The 20,049-nt window shown below is 50.0% G+C and carries 21 protein-coding genes; 10 read left to right on the top strand and 11 right to left on the bottom strand.

Going from position 1 to position 20,049, the window contains the following annotated elements:
* Positions 1-41: 41 nt before the first annotated feature.
* Together AACU94_RS20070 and AACU94_RS20065 are read right to left on the bottom strand one after the other, a co-directional pair.
* On the bottom strand, positions 42-944 hold the full coding sequence (locus AACU94_RS20070) for an SAM hydrolase/SAM-dependent halogenase family protein (protein ID WP_135488513.1): 903 nt from the start codon (positions 942-944) through the stop codon (positions 42-44).
* An 82-nt stretch (positions 945-1,026) separates the two neighbouring features.
* Complete coding sequence (locus AACU94_RS20065; protein ID WP_135488512.1) at positions 1,027-1,791, bottom strand: phosphodiester glycosidase family protein; 765 nt, start codon at positions 1,789-1,791, stop codon at positions 1,027-1,029.
* Positions 1,792-1,952: 161 nt separating this feature from the next.
* Here AACU94_RS20065 and ysgD point away from each other — a divergent pair, with 161 nt between their 5' ends.
* Both ysgD and corA read left to right on the top strand, forming a co-directional pair.
* On the top strand, positions 1,953-2,009 hold the full coding sequence (ysgD, locus tag AACU94_RS20060; RefSeq protein ID WP_211180520.1) for a protein YsgD: 57 nt from the start codon (positions 1,953-1,955) through the stop codon (positions 2,007-2,009).
* Between the two features lie 150 nt (positions 2,010-2,159).
* On the top strand, positions 2,160-3,110 hold the full coding sequence (gene corA / locus AACU94_RS20055) for a magnesium/cobalt transporter CorA (protein WP_130209436.1): 951 nt from the start codon (positions 2,160-2,162) through the stop codon (positions 3,108-3,110).
* A gap of 40 nt (positions 3,111-3,150) precedes the next feature.
* Here the strand turns inward: corA and AACU94_RS20050 are convergent, their stop codons facing one another.
* The 4 genes from AACU94_RS20050 to yigI all read right to left on the bottom strand — a co-directional run bounded on the left by AACU94_RS20050 (position 3,151) and on the right by yigI (position 5,594).
* Entirely contained in the window at positions 3,151-3,531 is a 381-nt protein-coding gene (locus AACU94_RS20050) for a DUF2628 domain-containing protein (RefSeq protein ID WP_001402663.1), read from the bottom strand.
* Positions 3,532-3,543: 12 nt separating this feature from the next.
* Positions 3,544-3,924 carry a protein YigG gene (yigG, locus tag AACU94_RS20045; RefSeq protein ID WP_276320016.1) on the bottom strand — a complete coding sequence of 127 codons (381 nt, stop codon included), beginning with the start codon at positions 3,922-3,924 and terminating at the stop codon, positions 3,544-3,546.
* A 94-nt stretch (positions 3,925-4,018) separates the two neighbouring features.
* On the bottom strand, positions 4,019-4,909 hold the full coding sequence (gene rarD / locus AACU94_RS20040) for an EamA family transporter RarD (protein WP_135488511.1): 891 nt from the start codon (positions 4,907-4,909) through the stop codon (positions 4,019-4,021).
* Between the two features lie 217 nt (positions 4,910-5,126).
* A complete protein-coding gene (yigI, locus tag AACU94_RS20035; protein WP_001277142.1) occupies positions 5,127-5,594 on the bottom strand; it encodes an acyl-CoA thioesterase YigI in 468 nt (155 codons plus the stop codon).
* A 165-nt stretch (positions 5,595-5,759) separates the two neighbouring features.
* On the opposite strand from yigI, the gene pldA reads away from it, so the two are divergent.
* The 3 genes from pldA (at position 5,760) to rhtC (ending at position 9,274) form a co-directional block, all read left to right on the top strand.
* Complete coding sequence (pldA, locus tag AACU94_RS20030; protein ID WP_135488510.1) at positions 5,760-6,629, top strand: phospholipase A; 870 nt, start codon at positions 5,760-5,762, stop codon at positions 6,627-6,629.
* A gap of 131 nt (positions 6,630-6,760) precedes the next feature.
* Positions 6,761-8,590: an ATP-dependent DNA helicase RecQ gene (gene recQ / locus AACU94_RS20025; RefSeq protein WP_044867267.1), complete on the top strand. Its 1,830-nt coding sequence runs from the start codon at positions 6,761-6,763 to the stop codon at positions 8,588-8,590.
* Between the two features lie 63 nt (positions 8,591-8,653).
* Complete coding sequence (gene rhtC / locus AACU94_RS20020) at positions 8,654-9,274, top strand: threonine export protein RhtC (RefSeq protein ID WP_000928845.1); 621 nt, start codon at positions 8,654-8,656, stop codon at positions 9,272-9,274.
* A gap of 61 nt (positions 9,275-9,335) precedes the next feature.
* Here the strand turns inward: rhtC and rhtB are convergent, their stop codons facing one another.
* Positions 9,336-9,956 carry a homoserine/homoserine lactone efflux protein gene (gene rhtB / locus AACU94_RS20015; protein WP_130219502.1) on the bottom strand — a complete coding sequence of 207 codons (621 nt, stop codon included), beginning with the start codon at positions 9,954-9,956 and terminating at the stop codon, positions 9,336-9,338.
* A 110-nt stretch (positions 9,957-10,066) separates the two neighbouring features.
* Here rhtB and pldB point away from each other — a divergent pair, with 110 nt between their 5' ends.
* From pldB to bioP, 3 genes are all read left to right on the top strand, one after another.
* A complete protein-coding gene (pldB, locus tag AACU94_RS20010; RefSeq protein WP_135403512.1) occupies positions 10,067-11,089 on the top strand; it encodes a lysophospholipase L2 in 1,023 nt (340 codons plus the stop codon).
* A gap of 7 nt (positions 11,090-11,096) precedes the next feature.
* A complete protein-coding gene (gene yigL, locus AACU94_RS20005) occupies positions 11,097-11,897 on the top strand; it encodes a sugar/pyridoxal phosphate phosphatase YigL (protein ID WP_135488509.1) in 801 nt (266 codons plus the stop codon).
* Positions 11,898-11,972: 75 nt separating this feature from the next.
* Positions 11,973-12,872 (top strand): biotin transporter, encoded by a 900-nt coding sequence (gene bioP / locus AACU94_RS20000; RefSeq protein WP_001196233.1) that lies wholly within the window; start codon positions 11,973-11,975, stop codon positions 12,870-12,872.
* On the opposite strand, the gene metR is transcribed toward bioP, so the two are convergent.
* On the bottom strand, positions 12,760-13,713 hold the full coding sequence (gene metR / locus AACU94_RS19995) for an HTH-type transcriptional regulator MetR (protein WP_000573618.1): 954 nt from the start codon (positions 13,711-13,713) through the stop codon (positions 12,760-12,762). The two genes, bioP and metR, sit on opposite strands and share 113 nt — an antisense overlap.
* Before the next feature lie 117 nt (positions 13,714-13,830).
* On the opposite strand from metR, the gene metE reads away from it, so the two are divergent.
* On the top strand, positions 13,831-16,092 hold the full coding sequence (gene metE, locus AACU94_RS19990; RefSeq protein ID WP_135488508.1) for a 5-methyltetrahydropteroyltriglutamate--homocysteine S-methyltransferase: 2,262 nt from the start codon (positions 13,831-13,833) through the stop codon (positions 16,090-16,092).
* A gap of 167 nt (positions 16,093-16,259) precedes the next feature.
* Here metE and AACU94_RS19985 read toward each other — a convergent pair whose 3' ends face one another.
* The 3 genes from AACU94_RS19985 to AACU94_RS19975 form a co-directional block, all read right to left on the bottom strand.
* The gene (locus AACU94_RS19985) at positions 16,260-16,505 is read right to left on the bottom strand and encodes a MarR family transcriptional regulator (protein ID WP_130223367.1); all 246 of its coding nucleotides are present in this window, start codon (positions 16,503-16,505) and stop codon (positions 16,260-16,262) included.
* A gap of 82 nt (positions 16,506-16,587) precedes the next feature.
* The gene (gene tssD, locus AACU94_RS19980) at positions 16,588-17,643 is read right to left on the bottom strand and encodes a type VI secretion system tube protein TssD (RefSeq protein WP_445298356.1); all 1,056 of its coding nucleotides are present in this window, start codon (positions 17,641-17,643) and stop codon (positions 16,588-16,590) included.
* Between the two features lie 390 nt (positions 17,644-18,033).
* Positions 18,034-18,846 (bottom strand): dienelactone hydrolase family protein, encoded by an 813-nt coding sequence (locus AACU94_RS19975; protein WP_135488507.1) that lies wholly within the window; start codon positions 18,844-18,846, stop codon positions 18,034-18,036.
* A gap of 261 nt (positions 18,847-19,107) precedes the next feature.
* Between AACU94_RS19975 and udp the strand changes: the two genes are divergently transcribed.
* Positions 19,108-19,872, top strand: coding sequence for a uridine phosphorylase (gene udp / locus AACU94_RS19970; RefSeq protein WP_130209452.1), 765 nt, complete (start codon positions 19,108-19,110; stop codon positions 19,870-19,872).
* Positions 19,873-20,049: the final 177 nt, after the last annotated feature.

Raw genomic sequence — 20,049 nt, 5'->3', positions numbered from 1 at the left:
TTGCCGGATAAGGCGTTTACGCCGCATCCGGCATCAGCACCTTACTTAGCGCACTTCTTCACATCAATATTCCAGTCAGCACCAGACGCAACCTGATGTTTCTGCGCAAAATTATCCATATTCAGCGCCACGGAAACATTCAACAAGCTGTTCAGATACACCATCGGCTGGCCTTCCGGCACATCGCCGAAGCTGGCGACATACGGCATTTTCCCTTCGTATTTTTTCTCGGAACCTTCGGAAATGGTCACACATAACGTATCGTTGAGTTTGATCCCCGCCTGATTCAACAACTCGTCGCTGATATTGCTCCAGACGTTACCGTACTGAATATCGAGAATCGGGATATTGCCCTTCACTTCACCTTTTGTCGCTTTCGCTTTTTGATAAGGCAGTTCGACAACTTTTGCCGGAAGCTCAGGCCCCACCTGCTCAAAGGAAATCGCGCCGGAAGCCAGACGCGCCCCTGTGTAGGCATATACATCGCGACCATGGAAGGTATATGACTTTTCGGAACCTTTCAGGCGGTTGGTTTTTTCATCGATTTGCCGGACGCTCTCAATACCCAGCGATTCCGCCACCAAAGTGAGCGTACCGTTATCCGGTGAAACGAAGTATTGACCGTTTGTGGTTTTCAGCACTACCGATTTACGGTCAGTGCCTACGCCCGGATCGACCACACTGACAAACACCGAACCTTGCGGCCAGTAACTGGCAGTCTGATACAGGCGATAAGCACCTTCCCAGATGTTATACGGTGGAATTTCGTGGGTTAAATCAAAGATTTTAAGATTATGGTCAACGCCGAAAGCGACGCCTTTCATCGCCGAGACGGCCCCATCTTTCAGGCTAAAATCAGTTTGTAAAATCAAAGCGTTATCCGCATAAGCGGACGATGATCCCAGACACGTTAATAAAAATAACGTTGCGAGCGTTTTTTTCATTTTTGTTTCCCTTCATTTATCTGATGATTTTCCAGCTGTGTAGCCAGTCCCAGTTTGTCTGGCCTCCTCGAGTGTACAATGCTTAACCTTTCCGCTCGACGGAAATCATGGTGACAAAAGGATAGCGTTGCCACGGGATTGCCCCGCCTTTCATATACATATGTGAAATCGTGCCATCAAGATAAAGCAGCTGCTCAACGTTCAGTTTCGCTTTGGCATAACAGGCAAAATCATAAAAGTTTGTCACCTGCTGGCTCAACAAAAACACAGCGTTCCCTTGTTTATTAATCCCCACACCGTTACGGATTTTGCGTGAGGTGACGTTGGGATGAATGCGCGGATTAATTACGCCATTTTCCATCAACATTGGCCCTGACTGCACCGCAAACTGAATCTTTTTACTGGTTTTAAAGGCATCCAGACGAACGATGCCGACTTTATTTCCCGCAACATAAAAAACGCCGCCAGGACGGATAAAGAAATTACCTTCCCCCGAGGCGAGATTTAACGCCACTTTCTGCTGACCGTTTTCGATGTACAAACCGAGCGGCGCATAGCTTTCATCATAGATGCCGCCGTTCATCACCATCTGAACTTGCCCCTGGCTATTAATATCCTCCAGCAGTGCATGTAACGTTCCCCACGCTTCGCCATTGGCTTTTTGCCAGTACATTTTCACCCGTTCGGTTTGAGGATTAACGGTATACGCCTGCACAGTCAGCGTTGGGTCAGAGAGCGCGCAGTCATCAGCAGCAACAGCAAACAAGGGAAGCAAGGTGAGGGCGAGAAAAATCCGTTTGAGATTCAAGGTGATCATTCCTTTACCAATGAGTAGCCGATGCGCCATTATAGGTCCTGGATGTGGGATTTTTTTATCCTGTTAATGACCTTGACGAGTACCAAAAAGCGCGAAGTTCAACTATTGTTCTGTGGTGTTCCGTTGCGTGTTGACGGCAAAATTTTGCTGGCGTAACATGCGCGCACGATCACTCTAAGAGGACATTCGCCTTGGACACACCCAGTAGATACTGGCTCACTATCCTGTCATCCAGGATCAACTCCTAAGGCTATCCCCTTTTGCTGATAGCCTTAGCGGTTGTCAGCGACCTCAATTTTCCCGTCGCGCTGAGTCAGGCTGTTTAATGGTCTGAAACTCAATTTGTTTCTGTGTGCCCACCGAACTGTCCGATATTTTAAGCATTGGGAGTCCCGGTCATGCTGAGCGCATTTCAACTGGAAAATAACCGACTGACCCGGCTGGAAGTCGAAGAGTCACAACCCCTTGTAAATGCAGTATGGATTGATCTTGTCGAACCGGATGACGACGAGCGACTGCGCGTACAATCTGAACTTGGCCAGAGCCTGGCAACCCGCCCGGAACTGGAAGACATCGAAGCATCGGCGCGTTTCTTTGAAGACGATGACGGCCTGCATATTCACTCCTTCTTCTTCTTTGAAGATGCGGAAGATCACGCCGGTAACTCTACTGTAGCATTTACCATCCGCGATGGTCGTCTGTTTACACTGCGTGAACGCGAGCTGCCTGCATTCCGTCTGTATCGTATGCGCGCCCGCAGCCAGTCGATGGTAGACGGTAACGCTTACGAGCTGCTGCTGGATCTGTTCGAAACCAAAATCGAACAGTTAGCGGATGAAATTGAAAACATCTACAGCGATCTGGAGCAACTGAGCCGGGTGATTATGGAAGGGCGTCAGGGCGATGAGTACGACGAGGCACTCTCCACATTGGCAGAACTGGAAGATATCGGCTGGAAAGTTCGCCTGTGTCTGATGGATACCCAGCGCGCGCTCAACTTCCTGGTACGTAAAGCACGCTTACCGGGTGGGCAACTGGAGCAGGCGCGTGAAATCCTGCGAGATATCGAATCCCTGCTGCCGCATAACGAATCCTTGTTCCAGAAGGTGAACTTCCTGATGCAGGCGGCGATGGGCTTTATCAACATCGAGCAGAACCGCATCATCAAGATCTTCTCGGTGGTATCCGTCGTGTTCCTGCCGCCAACGCTCGTCGCTTCCAGCTACGGGATGAACTTTGAGTTTATGCCAGAGTTGAAGTGGAGCTTCGGCTACCCGGCAGCGATTATCTTTATGATCCTCGCGGGCCTGGCACCGTATCTGTACTTTAAGCGCAAGAACTGGTTGTAAAAAGAAGGCGGTGGCTTAGCCTGGCTAAGCCATCTCTTATTCAAAGGCTCCAGGTATTTAACCCTTTTACTTCTTTCTCATAGAACCATTTGTTCGTGTTAACAGCAACATAGGCTGCTACGGCAATTCCCAGAATGTTAACGCCAATTAGTGCACCAACAAATAGAGATAGAATACTAAGTAATAGAACTATAATTGCTTTTTTCCATAATCCCAGGACAAATAAATATATCCAGGAACAGAAGAAAGCAATGAAATTCATTTGAATAGTTAAGCGTTGTCTTACTTTTAATGCTTTAAATGCTGCTTTATATTCTGGTGTTGCCCCCCAGAATCCAGGAAAACCATGTTGATCATAAAAATTAAATCGATATTTCCATTTTTCACTTAATGAACCATCGTTCATATATTCCTTACTCATAAATACTCCGTACTATTGTTTTGATGAATCAGTAGGTGCAAGCATTAGCATACTGAAAGTGGAAAAGTAGCAAATTAAAAAAATCATCGAACCATTGCCTGAACAGGCAAAATCTTCGGCTATCATTGTGATGATAGAGATAATATATACTGCCAATGTACCAAAAACATAAGTTTTTATATATATGAAACCACTATCACGGAGTCGTTGGCAATTCATGTTGATGACGAGATAATGGAGTGCGATGGTAGAGACTATAACAAGAAAACCAGCTTCCCCATCGTTAAAAAAAACAATAAGAAAGGCAAAAATGAAATTTATTAAAATAAAGGAAAATATATATCGGCGTCTGGAAATCTTACCGTTCGATGTTGGGATAAACATACGTAACATAAATTTTACATCCTTGTGTGAGTCTCCTGTCAGCATGGCAATATGCCCACTCTCATGCAAGAGCAGGCATATTTTTTCAGAATATATTTATTTTTTATTTGGACGTTCTACGCTGCGTATAAATCGCATCCATCACAAAAATTGCCAGCGCCACCCAAATAAAGGCGAAAGTCACCATCTTATCGGCACCTGGTTTTTCACCATAAAACGTCACAGCCAGCAGGAACATCAGCGTCGGGCCAATGTACTGGAAAAAGCCTAACGTTGAGAGACGCAGGCGCGTGGCTGCGGCGGTAAAACACAACAGCGGTACGGTAGTGACAATACCGGCGGCGATCAGCAGTAAATTCAGCGACATAGGATTTTGCCCCATATGGCTGGTTGAGCTGTCGGCAATAGCAAACAGGTAAATCGCCGCCACGGGCAGCAACCACATGGTTTCGATTAACATGCCGGTTTGCGCTTCAACGGCAATCTTCTTGCGTACCAGGCCGTAGAAGGCAAAACTAAACGCCAGCCCCAGCGCGATGATTGGCAGCGAACCAAAAGTCCACAGCTGGACCAACACGCCACATATCGCCAGAATCACCGCCAGCCATTGCATCCGGCGGAATCGCTCGCCGAGGAAAATCATCCCCAGCACTATATTCACCAGCGGGTTAATAAAGTAACCAAGGCTCGCTTCCAGCATATGGTGATTGTTCACCGCCCAGATAAACAGTAGCCAGTTGCCGCCAATCAGCACGGCAGAGACTGCCAGCATAAAAATTTTCTGTGGCGTCTGAATCAGCGTTTTTAAATAGGACCACTGGCGGCAGATGCTCATCAGCACCACCATAAAGAAAAACGACCAGATCACGCGATGCGTCAGGATCTCTTCGGCGGGCACGTAGTAAATCAGCTTGAAGTACGCTGGGGCGATACCCCAAATAAAATAAGCGGCAAGAGCGAGTAATACGCCCTGCCGCGTTTGTTTTGCATCCATTGGAAAACTCATTTTTTGTTGTTGATAGCAGTTGACCTGCTCAGTTTGCTGACAAAGTGTGCTTTGTTCATGCCGGATGCGGCGTTAACGCCTTATTCAGCCTACAAAACCATGCAAATTCAATATATTGCATTTCTCTGGTAGGTCTGATAAGCGTAGCGCATCAGGCAATTTTGCGTTTGTCATAAGTCTCAGCAGTTTACCTGCTTTTATGTATTCAACCTACCATATAGGTGGCGGTAGCACTGGCAATATAAAGCTGTTCTTCATTGTGCAGTTCAACGCGGGCGACGGCGACTTTATTACCCGCACGCAGCAGGCTACTGGTAGCTGTAAAACGCTCGCCTCTGCCTGGACGTAGATAATCGACGCGAAGATCAATTGTCCCCATCCGCGATAGCCGCTGGCGCAGTTCATCCTCACTGATGGTTTCGTGGCGGGTTAAGGTGCTACCTACACACACCAGACCCGCGGCGACGTCCAGCGCCGACGCAATGACCCCACCGTGCAAAATGCTTTGCGCCCAGTTACCAACCATCATCGGCTGATTTTTAAAGGCCAGCTGTGCAAATTCTTTTTCGTAACGCTCCAGCTCCATCCCCAATGCGCGGTTAAATGGCATGTGATAAACAAACATTTCACCCACTAATTTCAGGGCTTGTTCGGCGGTCAGTACGGCAGACATATCATCCTTACACTTCATTGGTTAATGAAATGTTGATTTTATGCTTCTTTGTTGTTGGTTTCTACTTTAGGAAGGGATAACTAACGGCAATTGAGTTAAGTATGTAAAATAGCCCGCAGAAAAAATATTCATCTAATCAATAATTCGTTACGGAGAACACGATCGATGCGGACTCTACTGGGCTGCTTGTTGCCGATGTGTATGCTGCCGATAGTGGCAAATGCGCAAGAGGCAACGGTGAAAGATGTGCATGACGCGCCAGCAGTACGTGGCAGCATTATCGCCAATATGTTGCAGGAGCATGACAATCCTTTCACCCTTTATCCTTACGACACCAACTACATCATCTACACCCAAACCAGCGATCTCAATAAAGAAGCTATTGCCAGTTACGACTGGGCAGAAAACGCGCGTAAGGATGAAGTAAAGTTCCAGTTGAGCCTGGCGTTTCCGCTGTGGCGGGGGATTTTGGGGCCAAACTCTGTACTGGGCGCTTCCTACACCCAGAAATCCTGGTGGCAGCTTTCTAATAGCGATGAGTCATCACCGTTTCGTGAAACCAACTATGAACCGCAATTGTTCCTCGGGTTCGCCACCGATTACAGCTTTGCAGGCTGGACGCTGCGCGATGTAGAGATGGGTTATAACCACGACTCTAACGGACGTTCTGACCCAACTTCCCGTAGTTGGAACCGTATCTACACCCGCCTGATGGCAGAAAATGGTAACTGGCTGGTGGAAGTGAAGCCGTGGTATGTCGTCGGTAATACGGACGATAACCCGGACATCACCAAATATATGGGTTACTACCAGCTTAAAATTGGTTATCACCTCGGTGATGCTGTGCTGAGCGCGAAAGGGCAGTACAACTGGAACACCGGTTATGGTGGTGCGGAGTTAGGCTTAAGCTACCCGATCACCAAACATGTGCGCCTTTATACTCAGGTTTATAGCGGCTATGGCGAATCGCTCATCGACTATAACTTCAGCCAGACCCGTGTCGGTGTAGGAGTTATGCTAAACGACCTGTTCTGATGTGAGTTGATTGAAAGGCAAATCTGGAATCCAGCATCCAGGATTACCCTCTCAGAGACTAAAAGCATTGCAGTTTCTCGCGCAGGCGCTGAAAATAGCGCCTGTTTTTATTTCAGGCAATCGGGGTGAATGTGGCGCAGGCGGAAGTGTTGAATCTGGAGTCCGGAGCTAAGCAGGTTTTACAAGAAACCTTTGGCTACCAACAGTTTCGCCCTGGTCAGGAAGAGATCATCGATACCGTACTTTCTGGTCGCGATTGCCTGGTCGTCATGCCCACTGGTGGCGGAAAATCCCTTTGCTATCAAATTCCTGCCTTATTGCTAAACGGCCTTACCGTGGTTGTTTCACCGCTGATTTCGTTGATGAAAGATCAAGTGGATCAACTGCAAGCCAACGGCGTGGCGGCGGCGTGCCTTAACTCGACGCAAACCCGAGAGCAGCAACTTGAAGTGATGACAGGCTGCCGTACCGGGCAAATTCGTCTGCTCTATATCGCGCCGGAACGCCTGATGCTGGATAACTTCCTTGAGCATCTGGCGCACTGGAATCCGGTGTTATTAGCCGTTGATGAAGCGCATTGTATCTCCCAATGGGGCCACGATTTCCGCCCGGAATATGCCGCGCTCGGTCAGCTGCGTCAGCGTTTTCCGACGCTGCCGTTTATGGCGCTAACCGCCACCGCCGACGACACCACGCGCCAGGATATTGTGCGCCTGCTGGGGCTGAACGATCCGCTAATTCAAATCAGCAGTTTTGACCGTCCGAATATTCGCTACATGCTGATGGAGAAGTTCAAACCGCTCGATCAGTTGATGCGTTACGTGCAGGAACAGCGGGGGAAGTCGGGCATTATCTACTGCAACAGTCGGGCGAAAGTAGAAGACACCGCCGCGCGTCTGCAAAGTAAAGGAATTAGCGCGGCGGCGTATCATGCCGGGCTGGAAAATAATGTCCGCGCCGATGTGCAGGAAAAATTTCAGCGTGATGACCTGCAAATTGTGGTGGCGACCGTGGCGTTTGGCATGGGCATCAACAAGCCGAACGTCCGCTTCGTGGTGCATTTTGATATTCCGCGCAATATCGAATCCTATTATCAGGAAACCGGACGCGCCGGGCGTGATGGCCTGCCCGCGGAAGCGATGCTGTTTTACGATCCGGCTGATATGGCGTGGCTGCGCCGTTGTCTGGAAGAGAAGCCGCAAGGGCAATTGCAGGATATCGAGCGCCATAAACTCAATGCGATGGGCGCATTTGCCGAAGCGCAAACTTGCCGTCGTCTGGTGTTGCTGAACTATTTTGGCGAAGGTCGTCAGGAACCATGTGGTAACTGCGATATCTGCCTCGATCCGCCGAAACAATACGATGGTTCAACCGATGCGCAGATTGCCCTTTCCACTATTGGTCGTGTGAATCAGCGGTTTGGTATGGGCTATGTGGTGGAAGTGATTCGCGGCGCCAATAACCAGCGTATCCGCGACTATGGTCATGACAAACTGAAAGTCTATGGCATGGGCCGTGATAAAAGTCATGAGCACTGGGTGAGCGTGATCCGCCAGCTGATTCACCTCGGCCTGGTGACGCAAAATATTGCCCAGCACTCCGCGTTACAACTGACAGAAGCCGCGCGCCCGGTACTGCGCGGCGAATCTTCTTTGCAACTCGCCGTGCCGCGTATTGTGGCGCTTAAACCGAAGGCAATGCAGAAATCGTTCGGCGGCAACTATGACCGTAAACTGTTCGCTAAATTACGCAAACTGCGTAAATCGATTGCCGATGAAAGCAATGTCCCGCCGTACGTGGTGTTTAACGACGCAACCTTGATTGAGATGGCGGAACAGATGCCAATCACTGCCAGCGAAATGTTGAGTGTTAACGGCGTTGGGATGCGCAAGTTGGAACGCTTTGGTAAACCGTTTATGACGCTTATCCGCGCGCATGTTGACGGCGATGACGAAGAGTAGTCAGCGGCATAAAAAAGTGCCAGGATGAACATTCCGTAAACGTTTCCCCCGCGAGTCAATTGTATGTTGATGTTATTCCTCACCGTTGCCATGGTGCACATCGTGGCGCTTATGAGCCCCGGTCCCGATTTCTTTTTTGTCTCTCAGACCGCTGTCAGTCGTTCCCGTAAAGAAGCGATGATGGGTGTGCTGGGCATTACCTGCGGCGTAATGGTTTGGGCTGGGATTGCGCTGCTTGGCCTGCATCTGATTATCGAAAAAATGGCCTGGCTGCATACGCTGATTATGGTAGGTGGTGGCCTGTATCTCTGCTGGATGGGTTATCAGATGCTGCGTAGTGCACTGAAAAAAGAGGTTGTTTCTGCACCTGCGCCACAGGTAGAACTGGCGAAAAGTGGGCGCAGTTTCCTGAAAGGTTTACTGACCAATCTCGCCAATCCGAAAGCGATTATCTACTTTGGTTCGGTATTCTCGCTGTTTGTCGGCGATAACGTCGGCACCACCGAACGCTGGGGCATTTTCGCGCTGATTATTGTCGAAACGCTGGCATGGTTTACCGTCGTTGCCAGCCTGTTTGCCCTGCCGCAAATGCGCCGTGGTTATCAACGTCTGGCGAAGTGGATTGATGGTTTTGCCGGGGCGTTATTTGCCGGATTTGGCATTCATTTGATTATTTCGCGTTGATGCCAGACGCGTCATCAGAGTAAGTCGGATAAGGCGTTTACGCCGCATCCGACATTATTTTTCACGCATGCCTTGCCGATGCCAACAGCGCTCCCACCAGCATAAACAGCGAGCCGAAAATCTTATTCAATGCCTTCATTTGTTTTGGCCCTTTTATCCATAACGCGATTCGTTGGGCGAGCGTGGCGTAACCGATCATCACAATAATATCGACCACAATGGTGGTGACGCCGAGCACGATATACTGCATAACTTGCGGTTGCTGCGGCATGATGAACTGCGGAAATAGCGCTGCCAGAAACACAATACTTTTAGGATTGGTGAGATTCACAAACACGGCCCGTTGGTACAGATGACGCCGTGATTGGGTCGGGGTCAGCGATTTAAGGTCAATTGCACCAGCGGCGCGCCACTGCTGGATCCCCAGCCAAATCAGGTAAGCCGCGCCTGCCCACTTCAACACTTCAAACGCAATCACCGAGCGGGAAAACAGCGTCCCCAATCCCACGCCAACCAGCACAATATGAATCGCCAGCCCGGTTTGTAAACCAGCAATAGACGCCACTGCGCCACGATAACCGTGGTTAAGGGAAGTGGTCATGGTATTGATTGCGCCAGAGCCTGGCGACAAGCTTAAAATGATCGATGTCAGCAGGTAGGCAAACCACCATTCTAAAGTCATGATGAACTCCCGGTGTGTCTATTTTTGTGCCACAATACGCTACTGTCGCAGCGTTGTGTCAGGCACGCTTAAAAAAACGATTTTACGTGGTTTAAGAGGCAGATTACCCGATGTTTCAGCAGCAAAAAGACTGGGAAACAAGAGAAAAAGCGTTTGCTGCTTTTACCATGGGACCGCTGACTGATTTCTGGCGTCAGCGTGATGAAGCAGAGTTTACTGGTGTGGATGACATTCCGGTGCGCTTTGTCCGTTTTCGCGCGCAGCACCATGACCGGGTGGTCGTCATCTGTCCAGGGCGTATTGAGAGCTATGTAAAATATGCGGAACTGGCCTACGACCTGTTTCACCTGGGGTTTGACGTATTAATCATCGACCATCGCGGGCAAGGGCGTTCTGGTCGTCTGTTAGCCGATCCACATCTCGGCCATGTTAATCGTTTTGATGATTATGTTGATGATCTGGCGGCGTTCTGGCAACAAGAGGTCCAGCCAGGTCCGTGGCGTAAACGCTATATACTGGCCCACTCGATGGGCGGCGCAATCTCCACTCTGTTCCTGCAACGCCATCCTGGCGTGTGCGATGCCATTGCACTGACCGCGCCAATGTTCGGCATTGTGATTCGCATGCCGTCATTTATGGCGCGGCAGATCCTAAACTGGGCCGAAGCGCACCCACGTTTTCGCGATGGCTATGCGATAGGCACCGGGCGCTGGCGCGCCTTGCCGTTTGCCATCAACGTGCTTACCCACAGCAGGCAGCGATATCGGCGCAATCTACGCTTCTATGCTGATGACCCAACAATTCGTGTCGGCGGGCCGACATACCATTGGGTACGTGAAAGTATTCTGGCCGGAGAACAGGTGTTAGCCGGAGCAGGTGATGACGCCACGCCAACGCTGCTTTTGCAGGCTGAAGAAGAGCGCGTGGTGGATAACCGCATGCACGACCGTTTTTGTGAACTTCGCGCCGCCGCGGGCCACCCTGTAGAAGGAGGTCGACCGTTGGTAATTAAAGGTGCGTACCACGAGATCCTTTTTGAAAAGGACGCAATGCGCTCAGTCGCGCTCCACGCCATCGTTGATTTTTTCAACAGGCATAACTCACCCAGCGGAAACCGCTCTACAGAGGTTTAAATTTCTTATGTACCAGGTTGTTGCGTCTGATTTAGATGGCACGTTACTTTCTCCCGACCATACGTTATCCCCTTACGCCAAAGAAACTCTGAAGCTGCTCACCGCGCGCGGCATCAACTTTGTGTTTGCGACTGGTCGCCACCACGTTGATGTGGGGCAAATTCGCGATAATCTGGAGATTAAGTCTTACATGATTACCTCCAATGGCGCGCGCGTTCACGATCTGGATGGCAATCTGATTTTTGCTCATAACCTGGATCGCGACATTGCCAGTGACCTGTTTGGCGTAGTCAACGACAATCCGGACATCATTACTAACGTTTATCGCGACGACGAATGGTTTATGAATCGCCACCGCCCGGAAGAGATGCGCTTTTTTAAAGAAGCGGTATTCAAATATGCGCTATATGAGCCGGGGTTGCTGGAACCAGAAGGTGTCAGCAAAGTGTTCTTCACCAGTGATTCCCATGAAAAACTTCTGCCACTGGAGCAAGCGATTAACGCTCGCTGGGGCGATCGCGTCAATGTCAGTTTCTCTACCTTAACCTGCCTGGAAGTCATGGCTGGCGGCGTTTCAAAAGGCCATGCCCTGGAAGCGGTAGCGAAGAAACTGGGCTACAGCCTGCAAGATTGTATTGCCTTTGGTGACGGGATGAACGATGCCGAAATGCTGTCGATGGTGGGTAAGGGCTGCATTATGGGCAGCGCACACCAACGGCTGAAAGACCTGCATCCAGAGCTGGAAGTGATTGGTACTAACGCCGAAGACGCAGTGCCGCATTATCTGCGTAAGCTCTATTTATCGTAATCGTTCTTTATTTGGTCAGTTGTCAACCTGATACTTCGCTACAATGGATACTCGTTAATCAAAGAGTTTTCCATTGTGGCGCTACTTATCATCACCACGATTCTGTGGGCCTTCTCCTTTAGCTTTTATGGCGAGTACCTTGCGGGGCACGTCGATAGCTATTTTGCGGTGCTGGTGCGCGTTGGCCTGGCGGCACTCGTTTTTCTGCCGTTTCTGCGTACCCGTGGCAATAGCCTGAAAACGGTCGGCCTGTATATGCTGGTGGGCGCGATGCAGCTTGGCGTGATGTATATGCTGAGTTTCCGTGCTTATCTCTACCTGACGGTTTCCGAGTTGTTGTTATTTACCGTGCTGACGCCGCTCTACATCACGCTGATTTATGACATCATGAGTAAGCGCCGTCTGCGCTGGGGCTATGCCTTTAGCGCCTTGCTGGCGGTGATTGGTGCCGGGATTATTCGCTATGATCAGGTTACCGACCACTTCTGGACCGGCCTGTTGCTGGTGCAGCTCTCCAACATCACTTTCGCCATCGGCATGGTGGGTTACAAACGCCTGATGGAAACTCGCCCGATGCCACAGCATAACGCCTTTGCGTGGTTCTATCTCGGCGCGTTCCTGGTGGCGGTGATTGCATGGTTCTTGCTGGGAAATGCGCAGAAAATGCCGCAAACCTCGCTGCAATGGGGCATTCTGGTGTTTCTTGGCGTGGTGGCTTCCGGGATTGGCTACTTTATGTGGAACTACGGCGCGACGCAGGTGGACGCCGGAACGCTGGGCATTATGAATAATATGCACGTTCCGGCAGGGCTGCTGGTAAACCTGGCTATCTGGCACCAACAGCCGCACTGGCCAACATTTATTACAGGCGCGCTGGTGATCCTGGCCTCACTGTGGGTGCATCGTAAGTGGGTCGCTCCGCGCTCTTCACAAACGGCAGATGATCGCAGGCGTGATTGCGCGCTGAGCGAATAAACGCTTCCGTAATCGGCTGACGCTGCTCGCCATCGCGCACGGCGGCGTACAGTCGGCTCCACAAGCCTTCGCCCAGGGTTTTGGTCACCACCAGACCCTGGCGCTCAAAACTCTCTACTACCCAATGCGGCAGGGCGGCAATGCCCATCCGCGCAGCAACCATCTGAATCAACAATAAGGTGTTATCGACGCTTTTCAGTGACGGGCTGACGCCTGCCGGCTGAAGAAAATGGCGCCAGACATCCAGTCGGCTACGCTGCACCGGATAAATCAATAGCGTCTCGCTGGCGAGATCTTCCGGCGTGATACGCGTTTTCGCCGCCAGTGGATGGTCAGGTGCTAACACCAGACGCACTTCATAATCGAACATCGGCGAATAATGCAGTCCACTGCGCGGCAGAATATCGGACGTCATCACCAGATCCAGCTCGCCCTGTTGCAACGCGGGCTGCGGGTCAAACGTCACGCCCGATTTAAAATCCATCTCTACCTGCGGCCAGTTCTTATGAAAGTTTTCTAACGCAGGTGTCAGCCACTGAATACAGCTGTGGCACTCAATGGCAATGCGCAGGCGTGTCTGCTGCGGTTCATTACAGGCTTGCAGTGCCTGGCTGATTTGCGGCAGTACCTGGTTTGCCAGCTGCAACAGGATTTCTCCCTGCGGTGTAAAGCGTAGCGGCTGGCTCTTACGCACAAATAGCCGGAAGCCAAGACGTTGTTCCAGATCGCTAAACTGGTGAGACAGGGCGGATTGCGTCTGATGCAACGTCGCCGCAGCGGCTGCGAGCGAGCCGCAGTTCCGCAACGCTTGTAGCGTTTTCAGGTGTTTTACTTCGATCATGAAAGTCCTTCACTTCGGCATGAATAATTTGCGCTTGAGGAATATACAGTAACTGGCAAATATGGATGTGTAAACATCTGGACGTCTAAATACTAAAAATTCCACAAGGGGCATATAATGACAATTCTTAATCACACCCTCGGTTTTCCTCGCGTTGGCCTGCGTCGCGAGCTGAAAAAAGCGCAAGAGAGTTATTGGGCGGGGAACTCCACGCGTGAAGAACTGCTGGCAGTAGGGCGTGAATTACGTGCTCGTCACTGGGATCAACAAAAGCAAGCGGGTATCGACCTGCTGCCGGTGGGCGATTTTGCCTGGTACGATCATGTTCTGACCACCAGCCTGCTGCTGGGTAATGTTCCAGCGCGTCACCAGAACAAAGAGGGTTCGGTAGATATCGATACCCTGTTCCGTATTGGTCGTGGACGTGCGCCGACTGGTGAACCTGCGGCAGCGGCGGAAATGACCAAATGGTTTAACACCAACTATCACTACATGGTGCCGGAGTTCGTTAAAGGCCAACAGTTCAAACTGACCTGGACGCAACTGCTGGAGGAAGTGGACGAGGCGCTGGCGCTGGGCCACAAGGTGAAACCTGTGCTGCTGGGGCCGATTACCTACCTGTGGTTGGGGAAAGTGAAAGGTGAGCAGTTTGACCGCCTGAGCCTGCTGAACGACATTCTGCCGGTTTATCAGCAAGTGCTGGCAGAACTGGCAAAACGCGGCATTGAGTGGGTACAGATCGACGAACCCGCGCTGGTACTGGAACTACCGCAGGCGTGGCTGGACGCATACAAACCCGCTTACGACGCGCTCCAGGGCCAGGTGAAACTGCTGCTGACTACCTATTTTGAAGGCGTAACGCCAAACCTCGACACGATTACTGCGCTGCCTGTTCAGGGTCTGCATGTCGATCTCGTACATGGTAAAGATGACATTGCCGAACTGCACAAGCGTCTGCCTTCTGACTGGCTGCTGTCTGCGGGACTGATCAATGGTCGTAACGTCTGGCGCGCCGATCTTACCGAGAAATATGCACAAATTAAGGACATTGTCGGCAAACGTGATTTGTGGGTGGCATCTTCCTGCTCACTGCTGCACAGCCCCATCGACCTGAGCGTGGAAACGCGTCTTGATGCAGAAGTGAAAAGCTGGTTTGCCTTCGCCCTACAAAAATGCCATGAACTGGCACTGCTGCGCGATGCGCTGAACAGTGGTGACACGGCTGCTCTGGCAGAGTGGAGCGCCCCGATTCAGGCGCGCCGCCACTCTACCCGCGTCCATAATCCGGCGGTAGAAAAGCGTCTGGCGGCGATCACCGCGCAGGACAGTCAGCGTGCGAATGTCTATGAAGTGCGTGCTGAAGCCCAGCGTGCGCGTTTTAAACTGCCAGCGTGGCCGACCACCACGATTGGTTCCTTCCCGCAAACCACGGAAATTCGTACCCTGCGTCTGGATTTCAAAAAGGGCAATCTTGACGCCAATAACTACCGCACGGGCATTGCGGAACATATCAAGCAGGCCATTGTTGAGCAGGAACGTTTGGGACTGGATGTGCTGGTCCATGGCGAGGCTGAGCGTAACGACATGGTGGAATACTTTGGCGAGCACCTCGACGGTTTTGTCTTTACGCAAAACGGTTGGGTACAGAGCTACGGTTCCCGCTGCGTGAAGCCACCGATTGTTATTGGTGACGTTAGCCGCCCGGCACCGATCACCGTAGAGTGGGCGAAGTATGCACAATCGCTGACCGACAAACCGGTGAAAGGGATGCTGACTGGCCCGGTGACGATTCTCTGCTGGTCGTTCCCGCGTGAAGATGTCAGCCGTGAAACCATCGCCAAACAAATTGCGCTGGCGCTGCGTGATGAAGTGGCCGATCTGGAAGCCGCTGGAATTGGCATCATCCAGATTGACGAACCGGCGCTGCGCGAAGGTTTACCGCTGCGTCGCAGCGACTGGGATGCGTATCTCCAGTGGGGCGTGGAGGCTTTCCGTATCAACGCCGCCGTAGCGAAAGATGAAACGCAAATCCACACTCACATGTGTTATTGCGAGTTCAACGACATCATGGATTCGATTGCGGCGCTGGATGCAGACGTCATCACCATCGAAACCTCGCGTTCCGACATGGAGTTGCTGGAGTCGTTCGAAGAGTTTGATTATCCGAATGAAATCGGTCCAGGCGTCTATGACATTCACTCGCCAAACGTACCGAGCGTAGAATGGATTGAAGCCTTGCTGAAGAAAGCGGCAAAACGCATTCCGGCAGAGCGTCTGTGGGTCAACCCGGACTGCGGCCTGAAAACGCGTGGCTGGCCAGAAACCCGCGCCGCGCTGGCAAACATGGTGCAGGCGGCGCAGAATTTGCGTCGGGGATGATGAGTATTAACGAGTCACTGTAAATTACAGCACGATAATGGCTTCCAGCACTGGAAGCCATTTTGCATGAGTGCCAGATTGAAGCAGATCTTCAGGAGCAGAAATAACCGAATCGTTTTTTCGCAAAACACAGTTTTGAGTGATTCCGTTCAGTAATCAACGCTACGTTATTTATTCTCACGTTGCACGAGATTGTATCCCTTTTCAGTAACGTGGTAGTGAGGCATAGACTTATGTCCGCTATCCTCAATAATAACCAAACCCTCGTTAGCTAATTTGTTAACAATGTTAACAACATTACCGAATCCTGGAATTTGCCTTATGGATAGTGTGCGATCGAGATTCATCCAGTTCCAGTTTATATCTTTCTCAGTCATAACTTTTAGTACGTTAATTTCAGTTTCAGTTATCATAGTCAAGTGCATCCTGGTGGTATAAGTCATTAAGTTCTCCCTTAAGTTTATAATCTTCTAGAGTAGCAGTATGCGTATGATTTCAGAGTGCATAACCTGCGTCACCATCAGGTTGTCCTGTTTCCCAACCAAGATTACAGTAACGCTGATATTCCCGACACTCATGAGTATAGAAGTTAAGATCTACTTGTTCTGGGGGGATTTTTCCTTTCTCAATGTCTTTCAGTCTATTGATCATCACTTCATTTACAGGATCATGCCCAAATCTGGCTATATGTTTTTCAACAATAGCTATACCTTCCCTATTGATTGTTACGCCATTTGTCGTCAGGTTTTCTATTGGACCACCCGCAAGGTCGGGATTAAATGGTCTTCCTGATACTGCACCTCTGGCTCCGAAATGCGCAAGTGATTCCAAATCAGGGAATCTCATTCTTCCCAGAACAACTCCAGCAACTATTGAAGCACCAGCGATGAGTAACCCTTTGTTATCCATAACTTGATCGTAACCAGCAGGTGCATCTCCCCCCAACTTGTTTGCTGTTTCCCTGAATCCTTCGATATTCCCATTGTATATGCCGCCAGCAGCAAGCAGTCTGCCAACCGCTTTACTATTGAGTGTTTTGAGGCCATTATCATCTTTAGTTTTTGGCCGTGGTATAAACAGACGGTTGTAGTTATCGGGAAATGCCAAATAACTAAATTCAGTATTAGCAATCAGATGCCTGGAGAGTATATATTCATAACTGACTGTGATGGTTTCTGTATCCAGATTGTTTTCAGTAATCAGATAATTTATTGCTGATAAGAACGCGCCGCGGAGTTGAATGTTGTAATATTTCTCCCATCGACCAAATCTATTGATCCGATAGAAGTCAAACTCCATGAACAACTGCTCGTTATTGTTAATAGCGTTAATAAGTAACGGGGAGCTTTTATCAATCAACTTACAGAAACTAAGGCCATGCAATTGTGACCCTTTGCCTGTATTCGTAATACTATTAGAGAGCGAGAACGCGAAGATTTCATCTTCATGGCCAATCTGCCAGCGATTACCTATTGATGCGCTCGTTCCACAACGAGAGGAAATACATCCTTGTTGTTCTCCGGTTATGGTCAGGTAAATAATATCACTCATCCTTGAGAAACCTTTTATTAATTCTTTTGTGAAAGAGAAATAGTATTGTTGTTTTTACCTTTATTTACGCCTAAAAGTGATGAACTAAAATGTGAAAAACAAAATGTTTCACTTTAATATCTTTTTATCAGGAAGGTCTGAGATGATTTATAATTAATGTGAATGTGTTGATAATAATTAATGTTTGTTTGTGAATGGGAGTTGATGGTAAATCTCTAAGGTGTCTGCCATTGAAGAGACTCATTTATGACTATGACTTGCCGACTTTCTTAAGGTCAAATAGCGGAGTCGTAATCTCCAATCAATTCATACTGATTATTTTTTGGGGGACAGAGATGGCAGCAAAACGCACTCGTTCACTCACCATCTCAAATATAGACTAAGAGGAAACTAACTCCGCTTCCCACTATACTGCTTAAACCACTCCAGCATACGCTGCCAGCCGTCTTTCGCTGACTCGGCATGATAGCTCGGACGATAATCGGCGTTGAACGCATGCCCGGCATCCGGGTAAACGATAATCTCTGCTTTCGCGTTTGCTGCCCGCAGCGCCTGGCGCATCGTTTCCACGCTCTCCTGCGGAATGCTGTTATCCTGGCCGCCATATAAGCCGAGAACCGGAGCGTTAAGATCGGTTGCGATATCAACAGGTTGTTTCGGTGAATTCAGTGACTTATCGCCCGTCAGTTTGCCGTACCACGCCACTGCGGCTTTTAACTGTGGATTATGCGCGGCATACAGCCAGGCGATGCGTCCGCCCCAGCAAAATCCGGTGATCATTAAACGATGGACATCGCCGCCGTTGCGTGACGCCCAACTGGCGACATGATCGAGATCGGCCAATACCTGTGAGTCAGGTACTTTTGCCACCAGACCACTTAGCAGCGTTGGGATATCGGCGAAATCATTCGGATCGCCTTCGCGGAAATAGAGTTCTGGTGCGATAGCCAGATACCCCTCCAGCGCCAGACGGCGACAAATATCGCGGATATGTTCATGCACGCCAAAAATTTCTTGCACTACAATGACCACTGGCAGTGGGCCATCGCTCTGCTTTGGGCGAGCATGGTAAGCAGGCATGTTATCCCCTTGCGAAGGGATAGAGGTGAACCCTGCCACAATCGCATCTTCCGGAGTCTGAACGATGGTTGAGGCGAGGGGCGATGCAGCAGGTGCAAATCCAGATTGTTGTGTTGTTGCCATGGTATTCTCCGTACCCTTATAAAAATTTTGCGCAATGTTAACTATAGTCAGCATGCAACAAATCACATTGCCTGAATCGGCTCATCTTTTATGCAACAACACACGGTAAAGAGTTATTTATGTGATTTAAATCACTTTTATCGGGTAAATGCATGCAACACATTTGCGTCATGGTGATGGGTGTCACGAAAAAATGTTAAATCCTTCGGTAAAGTGTCTTTTTGCTTCTTCTGACTAAACCGATTCACAGAGGAGTTGTATATGTCCAAGTCTGATGTTTTTCATCTCGGCCTCACTAAAAACGATTTACAAGGGGCTACGCTTGCCATCGTCCCTGGCGACCCGGATCGTGTGGAAAAGATCGCCGCGCTGATGGATAAGCCGGTTAAGCTGGCATCTCACCGCGAATTCACCACCTGGCGCGCAGAGCTGGATGGTAAACCTGTTATTGTCTGCTCAACCGGTATCGGCGGTCCGTCTACTTCTATTGCTGTTGAAGAGCTGGCACAGCTGGGCATTCGCACCTTCCTGCGTATCGGTACGACGGGTGCTATTCAGCCGCATATTAATGTTGGTGATGTATTGGTTACCACAGCGTCTGTTCGTCTGGATGGCGCGAGCCTGCACTTCGCTCCGCTGGAGTTCCCGGCTGTCGCTGATTTCGAATGTACTACTGCACTGGTAGAAGCCGCGAAATCCATTGGCGCGACCACCCACATTGGTGTGACTGCTTCTTCTGACACCTTCTACCCGGGCCAGGAACGTTATGACACATACTCTGGTCGCGTAGTCCGTCACTTTAAAGGTTCTATGGAAGAGTGGCAGGCGATGGGCGTGATGAACTATGAAATGGAATCTGCAACGTTGCTAACCATGTGCGCAAGCCAGGGCCTGCGTGCGGGTATGGTGGCGGGCGTTATCGTTAACCGCACCCAGCAAGAGATCCCGAATGCTGAGACGATGAAACAAACTGAAAGCCATGCGGTGAAAATCGTGGTGGAAGCGGCGCGTCGTCTGCTGAAATAAAAAAATGCTCCCTGGCTTAGGGGAGCATTTCGATTGTTGTTAACGTGTGCTTTGTTCATGCCGGATGCGGCGTGAACGCCTTATCCGGCCTACAAAAGCATGCAAATTCAATATATTGCATTTCTGTGGTAGGCCTGATAAGCGCAGCGCATCAGGCAATTTAGCGTTTGTCATCAG

This window comes from Escherichia sp. E4702 (assembly GCF_963883545.1).
GTDB lineage: Bacteria > Pseudomonadota > Gammaproteobacteria > Enterobacterales > Enterobacteriaceae > Escherichia.
The sequence above is the reverse complement of the archived record's forward strand: the minus strand, read 5'-3'. Positions and strand labels throughout refer to the sequence as shown.